Origin of the sequence: Pseudovibrio exalbescens (genome assembly GCF_028737195.1) — a bacterium.
Taxonomy (GTDB): Bacteria; Pseudomonadota; Alphaproteobacteria; order Rhizobiales; family Stappiaceae; genus Pseudovibrio; species Pseudovibrio zosterae.
The window spans coordinates 184,774-204,079 of sequence record NZ_JAQZAJ010000005.1 but is presented as its reverse complement, the minus strand read 5'-3'; the positions used below and the strand labels follow the sequence as shown (position 1 = coordinate 204,079).

Below are 19,306 nucleotides of genomic sequence, written 5' to 3'. Positions count from 1 at the left end.
TTGATCTGGGGGGCACTCCCCGGCCATTAATGGGTTGTTCTCTTTTAAAAATCGAGAGCAAGTAGAGGAGCGTCGTGCAATCAGTACGCTGGTCGAGGGCTGACCCCCGAAAACCCCAGCGGAAAGGTGCCGATGCCGAAGGATTTGAGGCGTCATCCTCAGGTCCTGGGGCTGCATCAAACAGGTGCAGCACTGCCATAGGAATTCCCGCAGCATGCGGGGGCAACAATGACTATGGAGCGCTACTGAGATAAGAAGAGCTGCCGCGTTCAGGCAGGTGTTTTTATGAGGCCGCTGCGCCTTCTTCAGAAGCCTCCATCGTTTAGACATAAGAAGTAAAAACGATGGCGTTGATGAGCTATGCCGACTCGGCACTCTCCATTCTTCCACCGCTCGTTGCGATCACTCTGGCGATTGTGACCCGCAAAGTTCTGATCTCCCTGGGACTTGGCATTCTCATGGGCATCTTGATGCTCACCAACTTCTCATTGAGCGGCACCTTTTTCGAAGTCATCGACCGCGCCACAGGGCTTGTCTGGGATGGCTCGGAGCTAGCCCTCTGGAACATCTATACGGTCAGCTTCCTGCTGTGCATGGGCGCGCTGATGGCGCTCATCTCCGTCAGCGGCGGCACTCGCGCTTTGGCTCAGTGGGCACACCAGCGCATTGCCAGCGCCCGCGACGCCAAGCTCATGACCATCTTCTTGGGGCTGATCGTCTTCATCGACGACTATTTCAACGCGCTGCTGGTGGGCAATGTGGCGCGTCCAGTGACCGATCACTACAAGATCTCCCGTGAGAAACTGGCTTACTGTATCGATTCCACTTCCGCTCCTGTTTGCGTCATCTCGCCAATCTCCACGTGGGGGGCTTACATCATGTCCCTTCTGGCGGGCATTCTTGTGGCCAACGAGGTGGTCGAATACAGCGCACTGTCCGCTTTCGTCTCCATGATCCCGCTGAACTATTATGCGCTTGTATCCTTCGGCCTGTTGCTGTGCGTTGCTGTCATGCGCCTCGATATTGGTCCCATGGCCTCCGCCGAATACCGGGCCCAAAAGGGCAAGCTCTGGGACCCGTCCAAGGGGCTTCCTCCGGGCGAAGATGTAGGTCTGCCAGAAGCTGAAACCGGCAAGGTGTTCAACTTCGTGGGGCCGCTCCTTTTGCTCGTGGCGCTCGTTGTTGGCTTGATGATGTATTCGGGGGCCTCCGGTCTTGCGGCCAACGGCGAAGCGTTCACGCTCATTGGCGCGCTTGAAAATGCCGATGGCGCATGGGCCATGGCAACCTCAGGCATTGTCACGGTCGCGTTCACCGTAGCGCTTCTGATGGTGCAGGGCGTACCAACCGCACACATCGGGCAGGCGTTCGTAAAGGGCCTGCAGTCCATGCTGCCAGCGGTCTACATTCTGCTCATGGCTTGGACCATCGCAGGCGTCATTGGCGATCTTGAAACCGGCAAGTATCTGGCCAGTCTCGCCAGTGGCAACCTGCCGTCCGCTTTCGTTCCGGTGCTGGCGTTTCTCATCGCCGCTGCTGCCGCGTTCTCCACGGGCACCAGCTACGGCACCTTCGCCATCATGCTGCCCATCGCGGCCAACATGGCCTTCCATCTGGATGCCGAGCTGCTCATGCCAGCCATGGCTGCGGTTTTGGCAGGCGGTGTGTTTGGTGACCATTGCTCACCCATCTCCGACACCACCATCCTGTCTTCCACGGGGTCTGGCTGTCACCACATCGACCACGTGGCCACCCAGCTGCCTTATGCGCTGCTTGCAGCTCTGGTCAGCATGGCCAGCTATTTCACCGTTGGCCTCACCGGGTCACTGCTGGCCGGGCTGGGCGTCGCACTGGTCGGTCTGGTGCTCGTGGTGCTCGTTTTGCGTCGGCTCGCCAGCACCAGCACCCAAGGCAGCGAGAAGCTTGCGCACTAACTCAAAGCAATAAACCTTCCAGAAAAACAAACAGCGGCCTCGGTTTCGGGGCCGCTGTATTCATGTCAGGCACTGGCCTTTCGCAGTTCTAACTCCCCCGAAGGCCGCAGTTGTAACTGCCATCACCCTGCGGCACCTTAAGACCTCCATGTAAACTGGGAGGGAAACATGGGAGTTTCAGATACCAGCCGGCGGCGCATCGACCGCCTGCTTGCCGAATATGGCGACAGTCATCAGAACGGCCACAACAAGCTCATTCACTGGATTTGCGTTCCGGTCATCGTTTGGACGGTCACAGCGCTGCTGTGGAGCCTGCCGGTGCCCGCAGTGTTTCAGGGTGTGCCATATCTCAATTGGTGCACCATCGTGCTTGGCCTTGCCGTGCTGTATTATCTAACGCTGTCCGTCACCTTGGCCGTTGGCATGGCAGCCATTGCGGCGCTGTGCCTCTGGATCAACGCCAGCTACAGCTTCAGCCTGCCGCTTTGGCAAACGGCTCTGATCGTCTTTGTTGTGGCTTGGGTTGGCCAGTTCATCGGCCACAAGATCGAAGGCAAGAAGCCATCCTTTTTCAAGGATGTGCAGTTCCTTTTGATTGGTCCTGCATGGCTCTTGCACTTCCTCTACAGGAAGGTTGGCATCCCGTACTAAGGATGTCGTCGAGTGCGCCGGTGGAGGAATGGGAACCGGCGCACTCGCTCACGACCCGATGTTGCGCGGATCGATATAAACGTCATCCAGCTGGTGGCGCGTCATCTGACGCAACTGCGGATGCGAAAGTGGGTTGTCGCAGTAGCCTGCCCGCTGGGCTGGCTTGGACTTCTGCGAGACGGCCCGATTGCCGCCAAGGGTCTGAGAGAGTGTCTTGAACAATTTTGTCATTGGGGGTCTCATTTATTTTTGTTTGTAATGGCATCAATATGAGAACACATTTAAGCTTGCGCCATCTCTGATTTCTGAACACCACTTTAGCGGCGCTATATGCGAAACCTCAATCAAGTCAGTTTGGCAGGCCTCAGGGCAGTCGAAGCCGTCGGCCGTTTAGGTAGCCTTAAGGCGGCCGCCGAAGAAATGGGCGTCACCAGCGGCGCCATCAGCCAGCAGATTCATCGGACGGAAGAGCAGCTCGGCCGCACCATCTTCACGCGCAAACCGGGCGGTGGTCTTGTGCTCACAGACAGCGGAGCCCTCATCTGCGAGGGGCTTACCGCTGGCATGCACCGCCTTTCAGAGGCCATTGCACTGGCAGATCGCGACCGGGAGGAAACGCTCACTATTTCCGCAGCACCCGTCTTTACGGAAAAATGGCTGGTTAAGCGCCTCAATGATTTCGTCACGCAGCATCCGGAAATCCGCCTGCGTGTTGAAGCGAGCGAAAAGATCGTCGACCTCAACACCTCTGATGTGGATGTGGGCATTCGCGTCACCAAGAAGGTTGAGGGCGATGTGACAGCGGACAAGCTTTGCAATCACTATATCTTTCCCGTCTGCAGCCCATCCCTTGCCGAGCAGCTCAAGGATCCTTCTGATCTGGCGCGTATGCCCATTGTCAGAGACATGCACTCCCAGTTCACGTGGGACACATGGCTGGAGCCGTTGGGCCTCAAGTCCTCCATCATCTCGCAGGGCACAGCTTATTCCAACTCATCCCTGTGTTTGGAGGCGGTCATTGGCGGGCAGGGGGTGTTCCTGGGGTGGGACACGCTGGCAGCAGATGCGCTTCATTCAGGCCTCCTGGTGGCGCCATTCCGCCACCGCGTGCCAACGGGTATCGCCTATTGGTTCGTCACCCGTCACGGAGCGCTGCGAAACAAGAGCGTGTTGCAGTTCCACAAATGGCTCAAGCACAAGCTCAGCAGCGACGTGGAGCTGCAAGAAGCCCTGCCACGCTAACCGTGTACCCAAGAAAGATAAGGCCCGCAGCGAACAAACGCGCGGGCCTTTCTGTCATCGTGGTGGTGTGGATCAGGCTCAGCCGGAGATCTTGGAGAAGTCGGCAACCTGATGCATGGCACTACGGATCTGCGAGAGAATGCGCAGGCGGTTCTGGCGCACCTCTGCGTCCTCCGCGTTCACGTGAATGTCTACAAAGAACGCATCCACCGGGCCGCGCAGCTTGGCCAATGCGGCCATCGCTCCAGAATAGTCTTCTGCTGCAACCAGCGGTGCAACTTCCTTGATGGCGGTGTTGATTGCACCTGTCAGTTCAATCTCAGCCTTCTCGGAAAGCAGCGCGTCAGATGGGTCGCCCTCTACAGGCGCGCCGTCCTTCTTTTCTTCCGCACGCAGAATGTTTGCTGCCCGCTTGTAGCCTGCAAGAAGGTTCACACCGTCTTCAGAGCCCAGCAGCTCACCCAGTGCTTCCGTGCGCTTCACGATCAGCGCCACGTCGTCCTGATCGCCCAGGGCAAAAACCGCATCGATCAGGTCATGGCGAACGCCCTTGTCCTTCAGAACCACCTTCAGGCGGTCCGCGAAGAAGCCAAGCAGATCATCAATCAGGCCGCTTTCCAGTGGGGTTTCCGGCACCTTGTCGGAGATCTTGTCGAGCACCGTGTCAGCAGCCTTGGAAACCAGAGCGAAGATCTCCTTTACAACGCTCTCGCCTGCTTCGCCCTTGCCAATGAATGGCAGGTCCTTCAGGGCGCCTTCACCGCGTGCAGCTGCAACATCCGCAAGGTTCCGGCGCAGGCTCTGCACCAGCACGTCGCGTAGTGGCAGGCGCAGGTCATTGTCCAGCACAAGACGGATCACACCGAGCGCGGCACGGCGCAGGGCGTAAGGGTCTTTGGAGCCGGTCGGCTTTTCGTCAATGGCCCAGAAGCCGGTGAGGATGTCGATCTTGTCCGCCAGTGCCACAGCAATTGAAACAGGGCCGGTCGGCACGTCATCCGCAGCACCTGCTGGCTTGTAGTGGTCCTCGATTGCCTGAGAAACAGCGGCGTCTTCGCCCTGTGCTTCGGCGTAATAACGGCCCATCAAACCCTGCAACTCAGGGAACTCGTAGACCATTGCAGAAACAAGGTCAGCCTTCGCCAGCTTTGCCGCGCGGCGCGCCTTGTCCACGTCTGCACCCACAAGCGGTGCGATCTCAGCGGAAAGGTGTTCCAGACGCTGGGTGCGCGCTGCAACGGTGCCAAGCTTCTCGTGGAACACGATGTCTTCCAGCTTGGTCAGGTTGCTTTCCAGCTTGGTCTTCAGGTCTGTATCCCAGAAGAACTTGGCGTCAGACAAGCGTGCCCGCACCACCTTCTCGTTACCAGCAATGATCTTCTTGCCGCCATCGCTGGCTTCAATGTTGGTGGTCAGCGCAAACTTGTTGGAAAGCTTGCCGCTCTTGGGATCGCGAAGCACGAAATTCTTCTGGTTCACCTTGATGGTCAGCTGAACCGCTTCATCTGGAATTTCAAGGAAGTCTTCCTCAAAGGAACCGATGAGCACCGAAGGCCACTCGTTCAGGCCCGCCACTTCTTCCAGTAGGCCCGCATCTTCAACCAGCTCAAGGCCAAGCGCAGTCGCAGCGTTCTTGGCATCGTGCAGGATCATGTCCTTGCGACGTTCCGTATCCAGCACCACCTTGTGAGCTTCCAGCTTGCTCTGGTAGTCCTCAAGACGGCGCACTTCAAACGCCTCGGGTGCCATGAAACGGTGGCCCTTGGTCATGTTGCCAGACTTGATTCCATCCACCTCGAAGGGGATCACTTCAGGCTCTTCCGTTTCCGGTCCAAAGGTACACACGATGGAATGCAGCGGGCGCACCCACTTCAGGCTGCCTGTACCCCAGCGCTGAGACTTCGGCCATGGGAAGTTGCGGATGATGCCCGGCATCACGTCTGCCACGATGTCGGTGGTGTCGCGGCCCGGTTTTTCAATCACGGCAACGTAGAACTCACCCTTTTTGGGGTCGCTCTGCACCTGCGCCTCTTCAATGGAGGCAAGGCCCGCACCACGCAGGAACCCTTCAAGTGCCTTTTCCGGTGCGCCAACACGTGGACCCTTGCGCTCTTCGCGCGTTGCCTGAGAGCCGGTAGGCAAACCCGCCACCTGCAGGGCCAGACGGCGCGGCGTCACAAACGCCTTCGCACCTTCATAGGTCAGGCCAGCATCAACAAGAGCGTTGGTCACCAGTGATTTCAGGTCTTCAGCGGCACGTCGCTGCATACGGGCAGGGATTTCCTCGCTGAAGAGTTCGAGGAGAAGATCGGGCATCGGAAAATTACGCCTTTAACTGATCGTCAAATTGCAAAACACGTTGGGCTAGTGCCTAGCAACGAATGAGAGAAAAGTCACCCCTTTGCAGTGTTTTACCGGTGAGATTCACGAGGGCAGCCGTCTGTCGTGAGCTATCACCCACAGCGAGCAGGTGAACAGCTGGATATCTGGCGGATATTGAGGCCTGATCGTTGCTTGCGGCACCGCAAATTCTCGGAACAACAACACTTTAAACGGGCACCTTGTTCATCATGCAGCTATTCTTGAGCGAGTCATTTCTGCTTTGGTGCCGAGCAAAGGGGATGCCCAGCCCATGTCCAGTTTCACAGATCCACTTGATATCCGTGTTCTGCAACGCGAGAAGGATGGCGCGGGCATGTATCAGCTGCTCTGCTCTTTCCGGTATTATCTGGGCAGTGAGGATGGACCGCGGTATGTGCTGGTGCCCATGGGCTTCGAGACGGACCTGGCCTCCGTGCCACGCCCGTTCCGTTGGCTCATTTCTCCAGGTGGCCTTCATGCCAAAGCTGCAGTGGTTCATGATTATCTCTACGAATTTGGCGTGATCCGAGGGCCAAACGGCCCCGAAAAGCCCACGCGCAAGCAGGCCGATGACATCTTTCTGGAAGCCATGGAGGTTCTGAAGGTGCCTTACATCCGCCGCCATGCCATGTACAGGGCAGTGCGCATGTTCGGCGGCCCGCTGTTCGACTAGGGCGGTTCGCCCATTCCGCACAGCTTTCAGGTTTGGCGAGATTGCAAGCGCGCTCCATTTCCAGCAGCATACCTGCCGCAGTAACCAGAAAGGGAACAGTGTGCCTGAAATAGAGCGCGCCACACCAGAGGATGCGGAGGGCTTGAGGGCCTGCGTCCTTGCAGCCTATGCCCGGTATGTCGGCATCGTGGATGATTTGCCGCCGGTTGCCGATGGGCTGGCAGAAGACATTGCAGCACGCCATGTCTGGGTCGTCCGGCACGAAGGCAACATCATGGCTGGCATTGTTGCCGGGCAACATGAAGACGTGGTGCATATTGCCAATCTGGCGGTCAGGCCGGAAGCGGCGGGGCAGGGGCTTGCACGCGCACTCGTGGCTACGGTCGAGGCGCATGCAGCGCAGTTCGGCGCGGCCAGCATCGATTTGACGACCCATCGTTTGATGCCAGACAACGTGGCCATTTACGAGCGTCTGGGCTGGCAGGTCACGGGGTCGGAAGGCAACCGCATTTTCATGAGCAAGCCTGTTAAGCGGGCTCTTTAGCCACCAAACAGGATCGCATCATAGATCACAAACCGGTCTTGCCCGAGTTGGACAATGGTTTCATCGCCTTCGCGGGTGGCTTGCCGCACTTCCTCTGCGTTCATGGGGTTGAAGTCATCGGCGCGGGTGAAGTTGCCTTTCTCAAAATACAAGCCGCGCGTGGTCAGGTCGGGCTTGGTCACCACAATTGTTGCTGAACCTTCGCCGCGGCGGATCACCCCGAAGGAGCATCTGTTGACGTCCGGTGCAGTCGCAATGGCACACCTCAGCTCACCGCGTGCATGAAACAGGGTGTTGGGGATCAGCGCATCAGTTGCACCGGGCCCTTGCGCGCTCACGCCTTCTGATCTCACGGCCACGTCAATGGCATAGTTCGCCTCTTCATCCCGACGGGCAGCACTGCGCATCATGTAGACCCGGATGGTGTAGTCGCCGCCCTCGGCCAAAAGCCCTCTATATCTTTCGCCGCTTGTGGAGCCGATAAAGGTGGCCGCGTCGCTTTCGCTGGGCGGTATCACGTTGAAGTAACTGGCAGCACTGTCACTTTTCATGGTGACGGTGAGGATTTGCCCGCCTTCAACACCAATCAGGTAATCCTTGATCTCCGCGCCCTTTATGGTGCCTCGGATTTCCGCCCCAAACGCCCCTTGCTGAAAAGAGATGCGTTCCTCATTCACGCTTCGGTCTTGGGCGTTGGCAAGGTGGGGAATGCTGCTCGCAAACAAGGCCGCACCGAGCAGGCAGAGTGAGAAGATTGGTCTGTACATAGAGCCTCGCAAAGCTGTTCCGTTGCACGCCCACCTGCCCCTTGAAGGGCAATGGCGCGCTCCTCCGCCAATCAGGCTGGTAACTAGCGCCTTCCAGTTCCGTGGCCAGAGGCCTTACTGCGTCTCGCCAATTTCTTGAAGCTGATTGCGCAGGGTCATCTCGTCGAGAGAGGCAATTGGCAAGCTCAGGAACAAGGAAATGCGGTTGTTCAGCATCCGATAGGCTTCGCTGAAGGCAAGGCGCTTTTCCGCCTCCGTTCCCTCAACGATTTTCGGGTCTGGCACCCCCCAGTGAATGCTCATGGGCGCACCGGGCCAAATGGGGCAGGTTTCACCGGCAGCTGCATCGCATACGGTGAAAACGAAATCCATCTTCGGCGCGTCCGGCTTGGCGAACTCATCCCAGCTTTTGGGGCGCAGGCCGCCAGTAGGCAGGTCAAGCTTGTCGAGCAACTCAATCGCCATGGGGTGCGCATGTTCCATGGGGTGTGATCCCGCCGAGAAAGCATGGAACCACCCGCGCCCTCCTGTGTTGAGAATGACCTCCGCCATCAAGGAGCGGGCGGCATTGCCGGTACATAGAAAGAGCACGTTGTATTCTGGATGACTCATTGGAGTGTCTCCGGTCAGCCCGTTTGCCAGCGCACCGGCTTGGGCTTTTCTGCGGTTTCTTGTTGTTTTTTCAATTCGCAGGGTCTGGCAAGCGCGTCCCCTCAGGATGATGTTAAGGCACCCGCCCGCCAGTTTCGGAGGTGATCATATGCCAATTTGGGGCTAAGGCACCAGCACTGTTCGTCATCTGCCCTTGCCAGAGCCTTAACTTGGCTGTGTAGTTGGTTTCCCAATGGTGCCCGCGCCCCGCTGGGAAGCGCGATAGGCTGCGGTGTAAAGCACAAGGCCAGCAAGGCCGGAAACCACCAGTGCGGACAGCATCAGGTCATAACCGCCTGCGCCCCAAAGGAGCGAGCCAAGGTAGGGCGCCGAGGCTGAGCCGATCAGATACGGCATGGCCAGCGCGCCTGACTTGGAGCCAATGTTTTTGCCGCCCAGAATGGCCCGCGTGGTCAGCGGTCTCGTAATGCTAGTGGTGCCATAAGCGCCACCAAACAGAAGCACAAATCCGACCAAAAGCCATGGCGCACCAGCGGAGATCAGCAACAGCACAATCGCCGCGCACATGAACAAGAACGCCCCGCTCACCACCGCGTTCAACGAAAGGTGCCGTTCAAACATCATGATGATGATCCGCCCAGCAACCTGCATGGGTCCAATCAGCGAAGCGATCAGAATGGCAAACTCGGCGGAGACACCCTTGCTGTCCAGGATCGGCAGCAGGTGGTGCAAGGTTGCCCCGTGCAGCACCGCGCCCAACGAAAAGCCGATGGCCAGAAACCAGAAGACAGAGCCTTTCAGGAAGTCATAGGTGCCCGTCGCCGCTTCCTGCGCATGCGTCTCGACTTCTTCCATGCCTTCTGCCTCCAGCATGCGCGTCCCCAGCCACAACAGCGGCGCGACAACGAAGATGACCAGCCCCGCAGCAAACAGCACGGCGTTTTCCCAGCCATAGGCCTCGGAAACGGCATACATCACCGGAAAACAAAGGGTGCTGGCAAAACCTGCAGCCAGCGTAATGGAGATGATGCCCTTCTTGGCGTTCATGCCCCGTGCCCGGTTCAAAATGGCGAAGCAGGGCTCGTAGAGGCAGCCCGCCATGGCAACGCCCATCACCGCCCACGCCCCATAGAACTGCCAAAGGGTGGTCACCTGCGCCAGCGCTATCAGGCCAATGCCACCCAGCACCGCAGACCCGCCCATCATCTGGGTGCCGTAGCCCCGGTCGATCACGCGGCCAGCCAGCGGAGAGAACACCGCGGAAATCAGGACTGCCAGCGTGATGGCGCCGGTCAGGTCCGCCTTGCTCCAGCCAAAGGCGTGCTCCCAGCGCAAGATCAACGCCGGAAAAGTGTAGTAGAGCCCGGCCCAGCCAAGGGTCTGGCCAATGGCGAGCAAGATGATGGCTCGGTCTTTCAGCATGGGGAGTTGTTTTGTCGTTTTCATGAGATCAGCACAGCAAGGGGCACGTCGCTCTTTGGGGGAGCGGAAACAAGCCTTTGGTTTTTTGAAGAGAAAGTGCCGGTCAGGAGACCGGCATCATCATTTGGAAAAGGATCCCGGAGAGGATGGCACCAAACACGCCAAGGCCGAGATAAACGCCGAAGACATGCGGCTTGACCAGCGACCAGACCGCCGCCATGGCCGGGATGGAGCTCACGGCACCTGCCACCAGAAAGGCCAGCGCGGCCCCCGCACTCATGCCCTGTTCCATCAGGCCCGCCAGCAGCGCCGGGGCCACATAGCTGTTCAGGTAGGCCGGCATGCCCACAAGTGCAGCCGTGGCAATGGGCACAATGCCATCTCCGCCCACAACGCTGGCAATTAACTGGGCCGGAACGTAGGTCACCAGCATGGCTTCCAGCGCATAGGCCAGCGCCAACCACTTCAACAGGAACCAGCCGTTGCTGGCAAACTCAGAGCGGAACACAGTGCGGCGGCTTTCGTCACCCCAGAACGCCCATGCCGGACGGCCATCAAAGGGGGAGGGGCCACAGCCACAGCTTGATGTGGACGCCTTGCGCAAGGGGGCAGCAAACGCGCCGTGCTTCATCAGGGCCTTCACGGCAAACCCGCCGAACAGCCCCAGCGCCACAGCAGACACAGCCTTGGCAATGGCAAACGGCCAGCCCAGTGCCGCCGCCGTAATCAAAAGCGTCGGCGGGTCAATCAGCGGCGAAGACAGCCAAAACGCCATGACGGCAGAGAGCGGCGCACCCAGGGCAAGAAGGCCCGCGATGAAAGGGATCACTTCGCAAGAGCAAAACGGGGCCAGCCCGCCAAAGGCGGCCGCCAGCAGGATCATGCGTGTTTCGTGTCCCTTGAAGGCATTGGCAATCATCGCCTCAGCACCTGCTGCCTTCAGATAGGCAATCAGCAGCACGGCAAAAACGATAAAGGGCAGGGTATTGAGAAGGGCATTGGCCGCAAACAGCGCGGTCTCGCCCAGTCGCGCCGGGTCCAGCAGCGCAACGCCCGCGAAGATGAGCACAATCACCGTGATGGGCGACTGCAACACCTTGAGGCGTGCGGTCCAATGTGGGCGCGCTGGCGTGCAGCAGCTTGTTGCTTCAGTCATCATTCACCGCCTTGGGCCGCACATCCGCACAGCATTCGCTCAAGATGAAGTTCGCAAGCCGGTTCAGATGGTCAAAAGCTGCCGTGTTGATAACAGAGCGTCCCGCCTTTTGCTGCGAAATCAACCCCGCGTCCCCCATCGTCTTCAGGTGATGCGCAAGGGTCGACGGTGCGATGCCCGTCTTCTCCTGAATTTCGCTCACGGTCATGCCACGGTCACCTGCACGCACGAGCGCGCGCAGCACTTGAAGCCGCGCTTCCGATCCCATGGCGGCAAAGCCCGCTGCTGCTTGATCCCATTCCATGTCGGCTCCTTACGATTCGATAAAACTAGTTTTATAGTTTTATTTGGTCAAACGCAAGCGCGACCTAAGCTTTGCGTGGGCGCGCGGCTCACAGCAGCGGTCAGGCGTGAGTTCAGGCGGCTTCTTGTTCTTTCATGGTCTCTTCAGACCAGCGCCGCAACTCATCTAGGAAAGCCAAGGTGGTGCGGCCATACTCGGTGATCTCATAGGTCACGGCTATTGGACGCTCGCACTGGACCTCGCGTTTGACGAGCCCGTGGGCTTCAAGATCCTTCAGGCATTTGTCGATCATGGTTTTGGTGGCCCCGCCCAAGATGCGGCAGAGTTCGTTGAAGCGCACTGGACCGTCCTTCAAATGCCAGAGCAGCGACGCGCGCCACTTTCCTCCAATCACCCGCATGGCCTTCTCGATCGGGCAAGGCTCAAGGCAAACCGCCATATGTCCGTCTTCGCTGTTGTGCATAAGCTGCCTCTCGATAGGTGGTACAAAAAAATGTACTGGTTTACAGTATGTACCACCAATGATACCCCAGTGCCAACACCTTACGCAACCCACTTGAAGGACGAGGCAGCAATGCAAAAAGCACTGATCATTCTGGGCACTGAAACCAAGGCTTTTTCTGGCGGTCAGTTTAACCGTGGCCTGTTTGATATGGCCGTGGAAATGCTCTCTACCAAGTATGAAGTAACCACCACGATCATCGAGGAAGGCTACGACGTCGATGAGGAAATCGCCAAGTTCAAGGCGGCGGATGTGGTCATCTATCAGTACCCGATCTATTGGTTCATGCCGCCATCTGCCATGAAGCTGTATCTGGACGAAGTCTACCGGTTTGGCGACTTCTTCGGCTTCACCGATGGTCCATACGGCTCAGGTGGCATGATGCAGGGCAAGAAACTGATGCTCTCCACCACTTGGAATTCACCAAAGGAGAACTTTGGTGATGAAGACGGCTTCTACCGCGGCAAGAGCATGGAAGACATGCTTCTTCCAATCATCAAGTCCCACGAATACTGCGGGTTTGAGGTGCTGCCGTTGTTCTCCAGCCATGACGTCGTAAAGAACGCAGACTATGCGAGCGATGCATCCCGCTACGCAGAGCACTTGAAGAAGACGTTCGATCTGTGATCCTGCGATCAAACCAGCGGCGGCCATTGGCCGCCGTTTTTACTCCGGCAGCGCGATCATCAAATGGTCGCTCATGGGCGTTGCCAATACGGAGAACTGCTCGATGGGAGCGCACAGACGACCGCTCTCCTGAATGGCTTCAAGGCTTGCTTTCCAGCGCACAGCGCCAGTGGCGACCGGAAACATCATGCGCGACAGCATGGTGCCGACACCATCATGAAACGTCAGAAAGCCAGCGCTAGGGCCCGAAGGCACCAGCCGGGTCGCCAACAGCAGCTTGCGGTCTTCGTCATGAATAGCCGTCTCCAGCAAGCCCGGTGGCACGGCGCAGACGCTGGAAATGCCCTCAGCCGTCACAGCATCATTCACTGCAACCAGTTTGGGCGCTCCATTTCCTGCAAGCGCCTCAAACTTGGCCAGATCGAGGGCGGGGTCACGCGGCCATACCGCCCAAACAGTAATCACCGCTACGCAGAAAGTCAGCGCGTAGTCGTTGAAGATGCGATAGGTGGGAGAAGGATGCAGCTTTGCCAGTGGGATCCAGATCACGCCGCACACAGCGTAAAAAATCGCTGCGATGGCCGCTGCTGGCAAGAACCAGGGCGCGCCATACCACACCCCTCCAAAAAGCATGAGTAATACAAAAAAGAAGGCGGGAAACACCTTCCTCCAGCCACCGCTATGGAAAATGAGAAGAGGCGAGGCAATCAATGCCAGAATGGTGAACAGCACGGGCAGGGCCTTCAGGAAAAATATGGTTAGGCCTCAGATAGGCTGGGTGCCGGTTCTCGCAAGGCCATACCAAAGAAAAAGCCGACCCAACAGGATCGGCTTTGAACTCTGTTCACGTGTCGCGTAGGGCTCAGCCCTTGTAACCGACGCCGCCCGCTTCGGTCTGCAAAAAGGCAGCACCACAAGCGCGGGAAAGTTCGCGCACCCGCAGGATATAGCTTTGGCGCTCGGTCACGGAGATCACGCCGCGCGCATCCAGCAAGTTAAATACGTGAGAAGCTTTGATGGCTTGGTCGTAGGCTGGCAGAACCATTTTGTAGAGGCCATCGCCCGCTTCTTCCATGGCCTTCTGGCCTGCTTCCAGAAGACGCTTGCACTCGTCCTCGTGGTCTTTGAAGTGGCGGAACAGCATTTCAGTGTCTGCATGCTCGAAGTTGTGCCGGGAGTATTCCTGCTCGGCTTGCAGGAACACGTCACCATAAGTGACCTTTTCGTCGCCTTCACGGCCATTGAAGTTCAGGTCGTAAACGTTGTCGACGCCCTGAACATACATGGCGATGCGCTCAAGACCGTAGGTCAGCTCACCGGAAACCGGGTTGCACTCAAAACCGGCAACCTGCTGGAAGTAAGTGAACTGGGAAACTTCCATACCGTCACACCAGCACTCCCAGCCAAGGCCCCAAGCGCCAAGGGTTGGGCTTTCCCAGTCGTCTTCCACGAAACGCACGTCATGCAGATCTGTATCGATGCCAATGGCCCGCAGTGACTCCAGATACAGCTCTTGAAGGTTCTCAGGGGAAGGCTTCAGGATCACCTGAAACTGGTAGTAGTGTTGCAGGCGGTTTGGGTTTTCACCGTACCGGCCATCAGTTGGGCGACGAGAGGGCTGAACGTAGGCAGCTTTCCAAGGGCGCGGACCAAGAGAGCGCAGGGTGGTTCCCGGATGAAATGTGCCTGCGCCAACTTCCATGTCGTAAGGCTGCAGAATAACGCAACCCTTGTCGGCCCAGAACTGTTGCAGGGTCAGAAGCAGACCCTGAAAAGACTTGGTTGGCTGCATGTGAGCTGGAACATCGTCGCGAGACATTTCGAGAGCTTCCTAAAGTCGCTGTGAAAACGTGGGGCGCGCAGAACACGCAAAAAACTGTTGGCTGGACTGGTGCCACGACAAAACGCGAAGGTCAAGCGCAGCTATGCCTAACACCCCGTTTTAGCAAGAGGTAATGCGCGTGGAGCGCCAATCTTGAGCGGTGAGGCGAAAGGGCTGGAACAGACAGCAGCACTTGGCCGTTCAAAAAACAAAGGCGCGCGAAAACCCGCACGCCTGAACGTTTATACATAACGACTTTTGGGAAAGCCTCAGTCGATCGGGCGGTACTTGCCGGTCACTGGGTCCTGAACCAGACGGGTGTAGGATGCGTCTGGTCGAACCTTGCGTGCCTTGGCATAGACTGGTTGCGCCATTGTTTCCTGGAAGCGTTCCATTTCCCGCTTTACGGTTTTGTAAAGCAACACACCACCAGCCAACAACGCAATGCTACCAAGTACTTCGGTCATACCAAGGGACTCCTCAAGTCGTTAAGGGGCCCTCGCAGGACAGCTTCACAGACCATATCGCGCCCAGAGCGCTTTTTCTTCCATCACGGATATGGTCGTCTCGGGAAGACCCTCTACGCTCCCAAGGTAGGGCGCGATTTGGGATTGCGCAAGAAGACGCCCAAATAATTTCCGCTTCCCATCGATCAGTTTCAGCTCTGTGTCTTTGCCGTAACGCTCCTTGATGGTGCTGCGCACATCGCTGATGCCGTCGACCAAACCAAGGTCCTGTGCCTTGGCACCCGTCCAGAATAGACCTGAGAACAGGTCCGGATCATCTGCCAGCACGTCGCCACGGCGGCTCTTTACCATGTCGATGAAGACCTCATGAATTTCCTTTTGCAAGGACTTCAGGTGCTCGATATCGCCCTTGTTCTCAGGGGCGAATGGATCAAGCGTGACCTTCTTTTCGCCAGCGGTGTAGACGCGGCGCTCGACGCCTAGCTTCTCAATCAGGCCGGTGTACCCGAAACCGGCGGAGACGACGCCAATCGACCCGACAATGGAGGACGGGTCCACGTAAATGTCGTCCCCCGCCAGGGCGATCATGTAGCCGCCGGAGGCCGCCACATCTTCCACAAACACCAGAACGTCTTTTTCATGCTCCTCAGCCAGCGCACGGATGCGCTTGAAGATGAGGTTGGATTGAACGGGCGAGCCGCCCGGAGAGTTGATGGACAGAGCAACGGCAGGAGCCTCCTTCATCTTGAAAGCGGTCTCCAACGGACCAGCCGCACTCGCCAGTGTCAGGCCGGGACGCAGAGGAGATGAGATGCCTATTGCACCATGAAGCCGCACGACGGGGATAACTGGTTTGGATTGACCCCATTTGCCCGGAAGTAATTTGCGCAGCTTCTTCAACACGGCGTTTCCTCTTAAAATCTACTCGTTTTATTCAAACCAACGCACGATCAACGCAAACCGCGTACGTGCCTTATTCCCCAATGTTAAGTGGGCCAGCCCATGGGTTGCTGCAAGCCTGCAGTTCCCGTTACCCCCTGATAGAAAGCGAAATATCGATTTTTTCCGGATAGGGGAATAACTTTAGGGCACGAAAACGAGCCCAGCCCGCTGGCCTGCATGAACGCGAGGGGGATAACTTGAGGGGGCTAAAGCTGTGTGAACGCGCTCTTGATCGCCAGCATGTCCCGCCAGACAAACCGTTTTTCGATCGGGTTTCGCAACAGATATGCCGGATGGAAGGTCGCAATGGCCTGCCGCTCGATGCCGCCCTGATCATAGGTCATCCAGCGGCCGCGCAGTTTGCGAATGCCGTCTCGTGCCCCCGCAAGGCTCTGAGCGGAAGCGGCACCGAGGAAAACCACAATGCTCGGATTTACAAGCTCAATTTGCCTTTGAATGAAGGGCCGGCAGATCTCTGTTTCCTGCGGCGTTGGCGTGCGGTTCCCTGGTGGTCGCCACGGCACCACGTTGCCAACGTAAACCTGCGAACGGTCCAGGCCAGCAGCCGCCATGATACGGTCCAGCAACTGTCCGGAGCGTCCAACAAAAGGCACGCCCTGAAGGTCCTCATCCCGGCCGGGAGCCTCACCGATCATCATGATCCGCGCATGAGGATTACCGTCAGAAAAAACGAGGTTCTTGGCGGTCTGTTTCAGGTTGCAGCCGTCAAAGCGCGCGAGGATATCTTTGAGTTCATCCAGCGTTTTGGCGCTCGCAGCAGCTTCTCGCGCCGAGCTGACCACCTTGTGATCTGGAATAACTGCAGAAACTTGAGCATTCGGGCCACTTGCGGGGGCATCGGAGCTGCGCTTGGTCCGGTCGAGAATGGCCTTGGCCGCCGCGCGCATATCTTGATTGGCGGCTGCCTCCCGCGCCTGCTGAACGGGGGCATAAATGCGCCCGGAAGGCTGCTGGTTGCCCGGTGTGCTCGGGTGCGGCTCTCGGGTGCTTGCTGCGCGCTGGCTCAGCTGCTGTGCCGATTGGGCATAGCGATCAACAGGTTCGTCATCCAGTGGGCAATCCACGCCAGCGGCTATCAGGAACTCCAGATAGGCCTCAAGCATTGCAGGATCGGTGGGGGATAACTCGCTCATGGTCTCCTGAAGTCGCCGGGAATAAGTCTGGTCAAACGCCGTCTCTCCATGGGCGAGGGGCGCGTAAATGTCAAACTATTAGCTAAGCTGGGCATTTGGCAAATCCAGGCCATTTAAATGAGCATGGTTCAGCGAATTCCGAAAAAGCGCCTGTTTACAATGGGGAGAAACCACCCGCTCAACGTTTGGTAGAATGGGTTTTCTTGCAGAAAACCGCTCCAGATTGCTCCTTAAAACGCATTGCGGTGAGTTTTTTTCTCAATTACACCGAAATGAACAGATCGAAAAAACATATAGTTCGGGCGCACTGCACAAAAATTTGCAGGAACTATAGCAGTCGAAACTAAGGGCATTTGGCGGCCCAGAGGGAGTTGATAATGGCGGACGCACTGCCAGAACGCGAATCGATGGAATTTGATGTTGTGATCGTTGGCGCAGGCCCTGCTGGCCTTTCTGCCGCGATCCGGATTAAGCAGCTTGCTCAGGAAAAGGGCGAGGATATCAGCGTTGTCGTTCTGGAGAAGGGCTCCGAAGTTGGCGCGCACATTCTCTCCGGCGCGGTTATTGACCCGATTGGCCTCGATAAACTTCTCCCCGATTGGCGCAAAGATGATAGTGCGCCCATCAAAACGGAAGTGAAGGCTGACCACTTCCTTGCTTTGGGGCCTGCAGGCAGCGTTCGCATTCCGAACTTCCTGATGCCTAAGCTCATGAACAACCACGGCAACTACATCGTGTCCCTTGGAAACGTATGCCGCTGGCTCGCCGAGAAGGCCGAGGCAATGGGCGTCGAAATCTATCCGGGTTTTGCCGCTGCAGAGGTGCTCTACAACGAAGAAGGCAAGGTCATCGGTGTCGCGACTGGCGACATGGGTGTTGCGCGCGATGGCACCTCCAAGGACGCATACATGCGCGGAATGGCGCTTCTCGGCAAGTATGTGCTCATTGGTGAAGGGGTTCGCGGTTCTCTTGCCAAGCAGCTCATCGAGAAGTTTGATCTGGACCGCGACAGCGACCATCCGAAGTTTGGCATCGGTATCAAGGAACTTTGGGAGATCGATCCGAAGAAGCACAACCAGGGTCTTGTGCAGCACAGCTTGGGCTGGCCGCTGGACAACAAGACCGGGGGCGGCTCGTTCCTTTATCATCTGGAAGACAATCAGGTCGCCGTGGGATTCGTGGTGCACCTGAACTACCAGAATCCCTACATGTCCCCGTTTGAGGAGTTCCAGCGCTTCAAGACCCACCCGGCCATTCGCGATGTTTTCGAAGGCGGGAAGCGCATTTCCTACGGTGCGCGCGCCATCTCCGAAGGGGGATATCAGTCCGTGCCGAAGCTTTCTTTCCCGGGCGGCCTTCTCATTGGCTGCTCCGCAGGCTTCGTAAATGTTCCCCGCATCAAGGGCTCTCACAACGCCATGCTCTCCGGCATTTTGGCGGGGGAAACTGTTTTTGCCTCCGTGAATAAGGGTGAAGCGCAAGAGGAGCTTACCTCGTTCGATACCGCTTGGCGCGAGAGCGAAATCGGTCAGGACCTCAAGAAGGTTCGCAACGTGAAGCCGCTCCTGTCCCGGTTCGGAACAGTGTTCGGCATGGCGCTTTCCGGTCTCGACATGTGGACCAACGAGCTGATGGGGTTCTCCTTGTTCGGCACCATGTCCCATGGCAAGACAGATGCGCAGAGCCTGAAACCTGCCAAGGATTGCAAGAAAATCGAGTATCCAAAGCCCGACGGAAAGATCAGCTTTGACAAGTTGTCCTCTGTGTTCTTGTCGAACACGAACCACGAGGAGGACCAGCCGATCCATCTGAAACTGCGGGATGAAGCCCTGCAGAAGCTCTCTGAGCATGATGTGTATGCAGGTCCGTCAAACCGGTATTGCCCGGCAGGTGTTTACGAATGGGTTGAAGAGGGTGAAGACGCGCCGCGCTTCCAGATCAACGCTCAGAACTGCGTTCATTGCAAGACCTGTGACATCAAGGATCCGAATGGCAACATCACCTGGACAGTTCCAGAGGGAACCGGCGGGCCGAACTATCCGAACATGTGATCAGGCGGGCATTGGCCTTTGATCAAACAAGAAAAGCCCTCGCTTGGAGCGGGGGCTTTTTCGTTGGCAGCGATG

20 protein-coding genes and 1 riboswitch are annotated in these 19,306 nt (G+C 57.6%); of the genes, 7 read left to right on the top strand and 13 right to left on the bottom strand.

Annotated elements, in window-relative coordinates:
• Nucleotides 1-54: 54 nt before the first annotated feature.
• A riboswitch (Lysine riboswitch) is annotated at nucleotides 55-253 on the top strand.
• Nucleotides 254-353: 100 nt separating this feature from the next.
• Together PUV47_RS15070 and PUV47_RS15065 are read left to right on the top strand one after the other, a co-directional pair.
• Nucleotides 354-1,934 carry a Na+/H+ antiporter NhaC family protein gene (locus tag PUV47_RS15070; RefSeq protein ID WP_274219407.1) on the top strand — a complete coding sequence of 527 codons (1,581 nt, stop codon included), beginning with the start codon at nucleotides 354-356 and terminating at the stop codon, nucleotides 1,932-1,934.
• Between the two features lie 168 nt (nucleotides 1,935-2,102).
• Complete coding sequence (locus PUV47_RS15065; RefSeq protein WP_274219406.1) at nucleotides 2,103-2,585, top strand: DUF962 domain-containing protein; 483 nt, start codon at nucleotides 2,103-2,105, stop codon at nucleotides 2,583-2,585.
• Nucleotides 2,586-2,633: 48 nt separating this feature from the next.
• Here the strand turns inward: PUV47_RS15065 and PUV47_RS15060 are convergent, their stop codons facing one another.
• The gene (locus tag PUV47_RS15060) at nucleotides 2,634-2,816 is read right to left on the bottom strand and encodes a hypothetical protein (protein ID WP_274219405.1); all 183 of its coding nucleotides are present in this window, start codon (nucleotides 2,814-2,816) and stop codon (nucleotides 2,634-2,636) included.
• 99 nt (nucleotides 2,817-2,915) lie between these two features.
• Here PUV47_RS15060 and PUV47_RS15055 point away from each other — a divergent pair, with 99 nt between their 5' ends.
• On the top strand, nucleotides 2,916-3,827 hold the full coding sequence (locus PUV47_RS15055) for a LysR substrate-binding domain-containing protein (protein ID WP_274219404.1): 912 nt from the start codon (nucleotides 2,916-2,918) through the stop codon (nucleotides 3,825-3,827).
• A gap of 78 nt (nucleotides 3,828-3,905) precedes the next feature.
• Here PUV47_RS15055 and glyS read toward each other — a convergent pair whose 3' ends face one another.
• On the bottom strand, nucleotides 3,906-6,143 hold the full coding sequence (gene glyS, locus PUV47_RS15050) for a glycine--tRNA ligase subunit beta (protein WP_274219403.1): 2,238 nt from the start codon (nucleotides 6,141-6,143) through the stop codon (nucleotides 3,906-3,908).
• Between the two features lie 316 nt (nucleotides 6,144-6,459).
• On the opposite strand from glyS, the gene PUV47_RS15045 reads away from it, so the two are divergent.
• Nucleotides 6,460-6,861 carry a DUF1353 domain-containing protein gene (locus tag PUV47_RS15045; protein ID WP_274219402.1) on the top strand — a complete coding sequence of 134 codons (402 nt, stop codon included), beginning with the start codon at nucleotides 6,460-6,462 and terminating at the stop codon, nucleotides 6,859-6,861.
• A 100-nt stretch (nucleotides 6,862-6,961) separates the two neighbouring features.
• Nucleotides 6,962-7,405 carry a GNAT family N-acetyltransferase gene (locus tag PUV47_RS15040; RefSeq protein ID WP_274219401.1) on the top strand — a complete coding sequence of 148 codons (444 nt, stop codon included), beginning with the start codon at nucleotides 6,962-6,964 and terminating at the stop codon, nucleotides 7,403-7,405.
• On the opposite strand, the gene PUV47_RS15035 is transcribed toward PUV47_RS15040, so the two are convergent.
• From PUV47_RS15035 to PUV47_RS15010, 6 genes are all read right to left on the bottom strand, one after another.
• A complete protein-coding gene (locus PUV47_RS15035; protein WP_274219400.1) occupies nucleotides 7,402-8,172 on the bottom strand; it encodes a hypothetical protein in 771 nt (256 codons plus the stop codon). The two genes, PUV47_RS15040 and PUV47_RS15035, sit on opposite strands and share 4 nt — an antisense overlap.
• Nucleotides 8,173-8,286: 114 nt before the next feature.
• On the bottom strand, nucleotides 8,287-8,784 hold the full coding sequence (locus PUV47_RS15030) for an arsenate reductase ArsC (RefSeq protein ID WP_274219399.1): 498 nt from the start codon (nucleotides 8,782-8,784) through the stop codon (nucleotides 8,287-8,289).
• Nucleotides 8,785-8,988: 204 nt separating this feature from the next.
• Nucleotides 8,989-10,230, bottom strand: a complete 1,242-nt coding sequence (locus PUV47_RS15025) for an MFS transporter (protein WP_274219398.1) — start codon at nucleotides 10,228-10,230, stop codon at nucleotides 8,989-8,991.
• Nucleotides 10,231-10,309: 79 nt separating this feature from the next.
• The gene (locus PUV47_RS15020; protein ID WP_274219397.1) at nucleotides 10,310-11,362 is read right to left on the bottom strand and encodes a permease; all 1,053 of its coding nucleotides are present in this window, start codon (nucleotides 11,360-11,362) and stop codon (nucleotides 10,310-10,312) included.
• The gene (locus PUV47_RS15015) at nucleotides 11,355-11,666 is read right to left on the bottom strand and encodes an ArsR/SmtB family transcription factor (RefSeq protein WP_274219396.1); all 312 of its coding nucleotides are present in this window, start codon (nucleotides 11,664-11,666) and stop codon (nucleotides 11,355-11,357) included. Before PUV47_RS15015 ends, PUV47_RS15020 begins: the two co-directional genes overlap by 8 nt.
• A 112-nt stretch (nucleotides 11,667-11,778) precedes the next feature.
• The gene (locus PUV47_RS15010; RefSeq protein ID WP_274219395.1) at nucleotides 11,779-12,129 is read right to left on the bottom strand and encodes a winged helix-turn-helix transcriptional regulator; all 351 of its coding nucleotides are present in this window, start codon (nucleotides 12,127-12,129) and stop codon (nucleotides 11,779-11,781) included.
• Between the two features lie 111 nt (nucleotides 12,130-12,240).
• Between PUV47_RS15010 and PUV47_RS15005 the strand changes: the two genes are divergently transcribed.
• Complete coding sequence (locus tag PUV47_RS15005; RefSeq protein ID WP_274219394.1) at nucleotides 12,241-12,795, top strand: NAD(P)H-dependent oxidoreductase; 555 nt, start codon at nucleotides 12,241-12,243, stop codon at nucleotides 12,793-12,795.
• A gap of 39 nt (nucleotides 12,796-12,834) precedes the next feature.
• Here PUV47_RS15005 and PUV47_RS15000 read toward each other — a convergent pair whose 3' ends face one another.
• From PUV47_RS15000 to PUV47_RS14980, 5 genes are all read right to left on the bottom strand, one after another.
• Nucleotides 12,835-13,428: a hypothetical protein gene (locus PUV47_RS15000; protein WP_274219393.1), complete on the bottom strand. Its 594-nt coding sequence runs from the start codon at nucleotides 13,426-13,428 to the stop codon at nucleotides 12,835-12,837.
• A 229-nt stretch (nucleotides 13,429-13,657) separates the two neighbouring features.
• Complete coding sequence (locus PUV47_RS14995; RefSeq protein ID WP_274219582.1) at nucleotides 13,658-14,587, bottom strand: glycine--tRNA ligase subunit alpha; 930 nt, start codon at nucleotides 14,585-14,587, stop codon at nucleotides 13,658-13,660.
• A gap of 299 nt (nucleotides 14,588-14,886) precedes the next feature.
• Nucleotides 14,887-15,084: a hypothetical protein gene (locus PUV47_RS14990; protein ID WP_274219392.1), complete on the bottom strand. Its 198-nt coding sequence runs from the start codon at nucleotides 15,082-15,084 to the stop codon at nucleotides 14,887-14,889.
• 45 nt (nucleotides 15,085-15,129) lie between these two features.
• The gene (locus PUV47_RS14985) at nucleotides 15,130-15,987 is read right to left on the bottom strand and encodes a S49 family peptidase (protein WP_274219391.1); all 858 of its coding nucleotides are present in this window, start codon (nucleotides 15,985-15,987) and stop codon (nucleotides 15,130-15,132) included.
• Nucleotides 15,988-16,232: 245 nt separating this feature from the next.
• Nucleotides 16,233-17,180, bottom strand: a complete 948-nt coding sequence (locus PUV47_RS14980) for a uracil-DNA glycosylase (RefSeq protein WP_274219390.1) — start codon at nucleotides 17,178-17,180, stop codon at nucleotides 16,233-16,235.
• 377 nt (nucleotides 17,181-17,557) lie between these two features.
• On the opposite strand from PUV47_RS14980, the gene PUV47_RS14975 reads away from it, so the two are divergent.
• Nucleotides 17,558-19,231 carry a 4Fe-4S dicluster domain-containing protein gene (locus PUV47_RS14975; RefSeq protein ID WP_425313774.1) on the top strand — a complete coding sequence of 558 codons (1,674 nt, stop codon included), beginning with the start codon at nucleotides 17,558-17,560 and terminating at the stop codon, nucleotides 19,229-19,231.
• Nucleotides 19,232-19,306: the final 75 nt, after the last annotated feature.

Coding starts and splice junctions, on each gene's coding strand:
- PUV47_RS15070 (WP_274219407.1), top strand. CDS start 354: ATGAGCTATGCCGACTCGGCACTCTCCATTCTTCCACCGCTCGTTGCG.
- PUV47_RS15065 (WP_274219406.1), top strand. CDS start 2,103: ATGGGAGTTTCAGATACCAGCCGGCGGCGCATCGACCGCCTGCTTGCC.
- PUV47_RS15060 (WP_274219405.1), bottom strand. CDS start 2,816: ATGACAAAATTGTTCAAGACACTCTCTCAGACCCTTGGCGGCAATCGG.
- PUV47_RS15055 (WP_274219404.1), top strand. CDS start 2,916: ATGCGAAACCTCAATCAAGTCAGTTTGGCAGGCCTCAGGGCAGTCGAA.
- glyS (WP_274219403.1), bottom strand. CDS start 6,143: ATGCCCGATCTTCTCCTCGAACTCTTCAGCGAGGAAATCCCTGCCCGT.
- PUV47_RS15045 (WP_274219402.1), top strand. CDS start 6,460: ATGTCCAGTTTCACAGATCCACTTGATATCCGTGTTCTGCAACGCGAG.
- PUV47_RS15035 (WP_274219400.1), bottom strand. CDS start 8,172: ATGTACAGACCAATCTTCTCACTCTGCCTGCTCGGTGCGGCCTTGTTT.
- PUV47_RS15030 (WP_274219399.1), bottom strand. CDS start 8,784: ATGAGTCATCCAGAATACAACGTGCTCTTTCTATGTACCGGCAATGCC.
- PUV47_RS15025 (WP_274219398.1), bottom strand. CDS start 10,230: ATGAAAACGACAAAACAACTCCCCATGCTGAAAGACCGAGCCATCATC.
- PUV47_RS15020 (WP_274219397.1), bottom strand. CDS start 11,362: ATGACTGAAGCAACAAGCTGCTGCACGCCAGCGCGCCCACATTGGACC.
- PUV47_RS15015 (WP_274219396.1), bottom strand. CDS start 11,666: ATGGAATGGGATCAAGCAGCAGCGGGCTTTGCCGCCATGGGATCGGAA.
- PUV47_RS15010 (WP_274219395.1), bottom strand. CDS start 12,129: ATGCACAACAGCGAAGACGGACATATGGCGGTTTGCCTTGAGCCTTGC.
- PUV47_RS15005 (WP_274219394.1), top strand. CDS start 12,241: ATGCAAAAAGCACTGATCATTCTGGGCACTGAAACCAAGGCTTTTTCT.
- PUV47_RS15000 (WP_274219393.1), bottom strand. CDS start 13,428: ATGCTTTTTGGAGGGGTGTGGTATGGCGCGCCCTGGTTCTTGCCAGCA.
- PUV47_RS14995 (WP_274219582.1), bottom strand. CDS start 14,587: ATGCAGCCAACCAAGTCTTTTCAGGGTCTGCTTCTGACCCTGCAACAG.
- PUV47_RS14990 (WP_274219392.1), bottom strand. CDS start 15,084: ATGACCGAAGTACTTGGTAGCATTGCGTTGTTGGCTGGTGGTGTGTTG.
- PUV47_RS14980 (WP_274219390.1), bottom strand. CDS start 17,180: ATGAGCGAGTTATCCCCCACCGATCCTGCAATGCTTGAGGCCTATCTG.
- PUV47_RS14975 (WP_425313774.1), top strand. CDS start 17,558: ATGGCGGACGCACTGCCAGAACGCGAATCGATGGAATTTGATGTTGTG.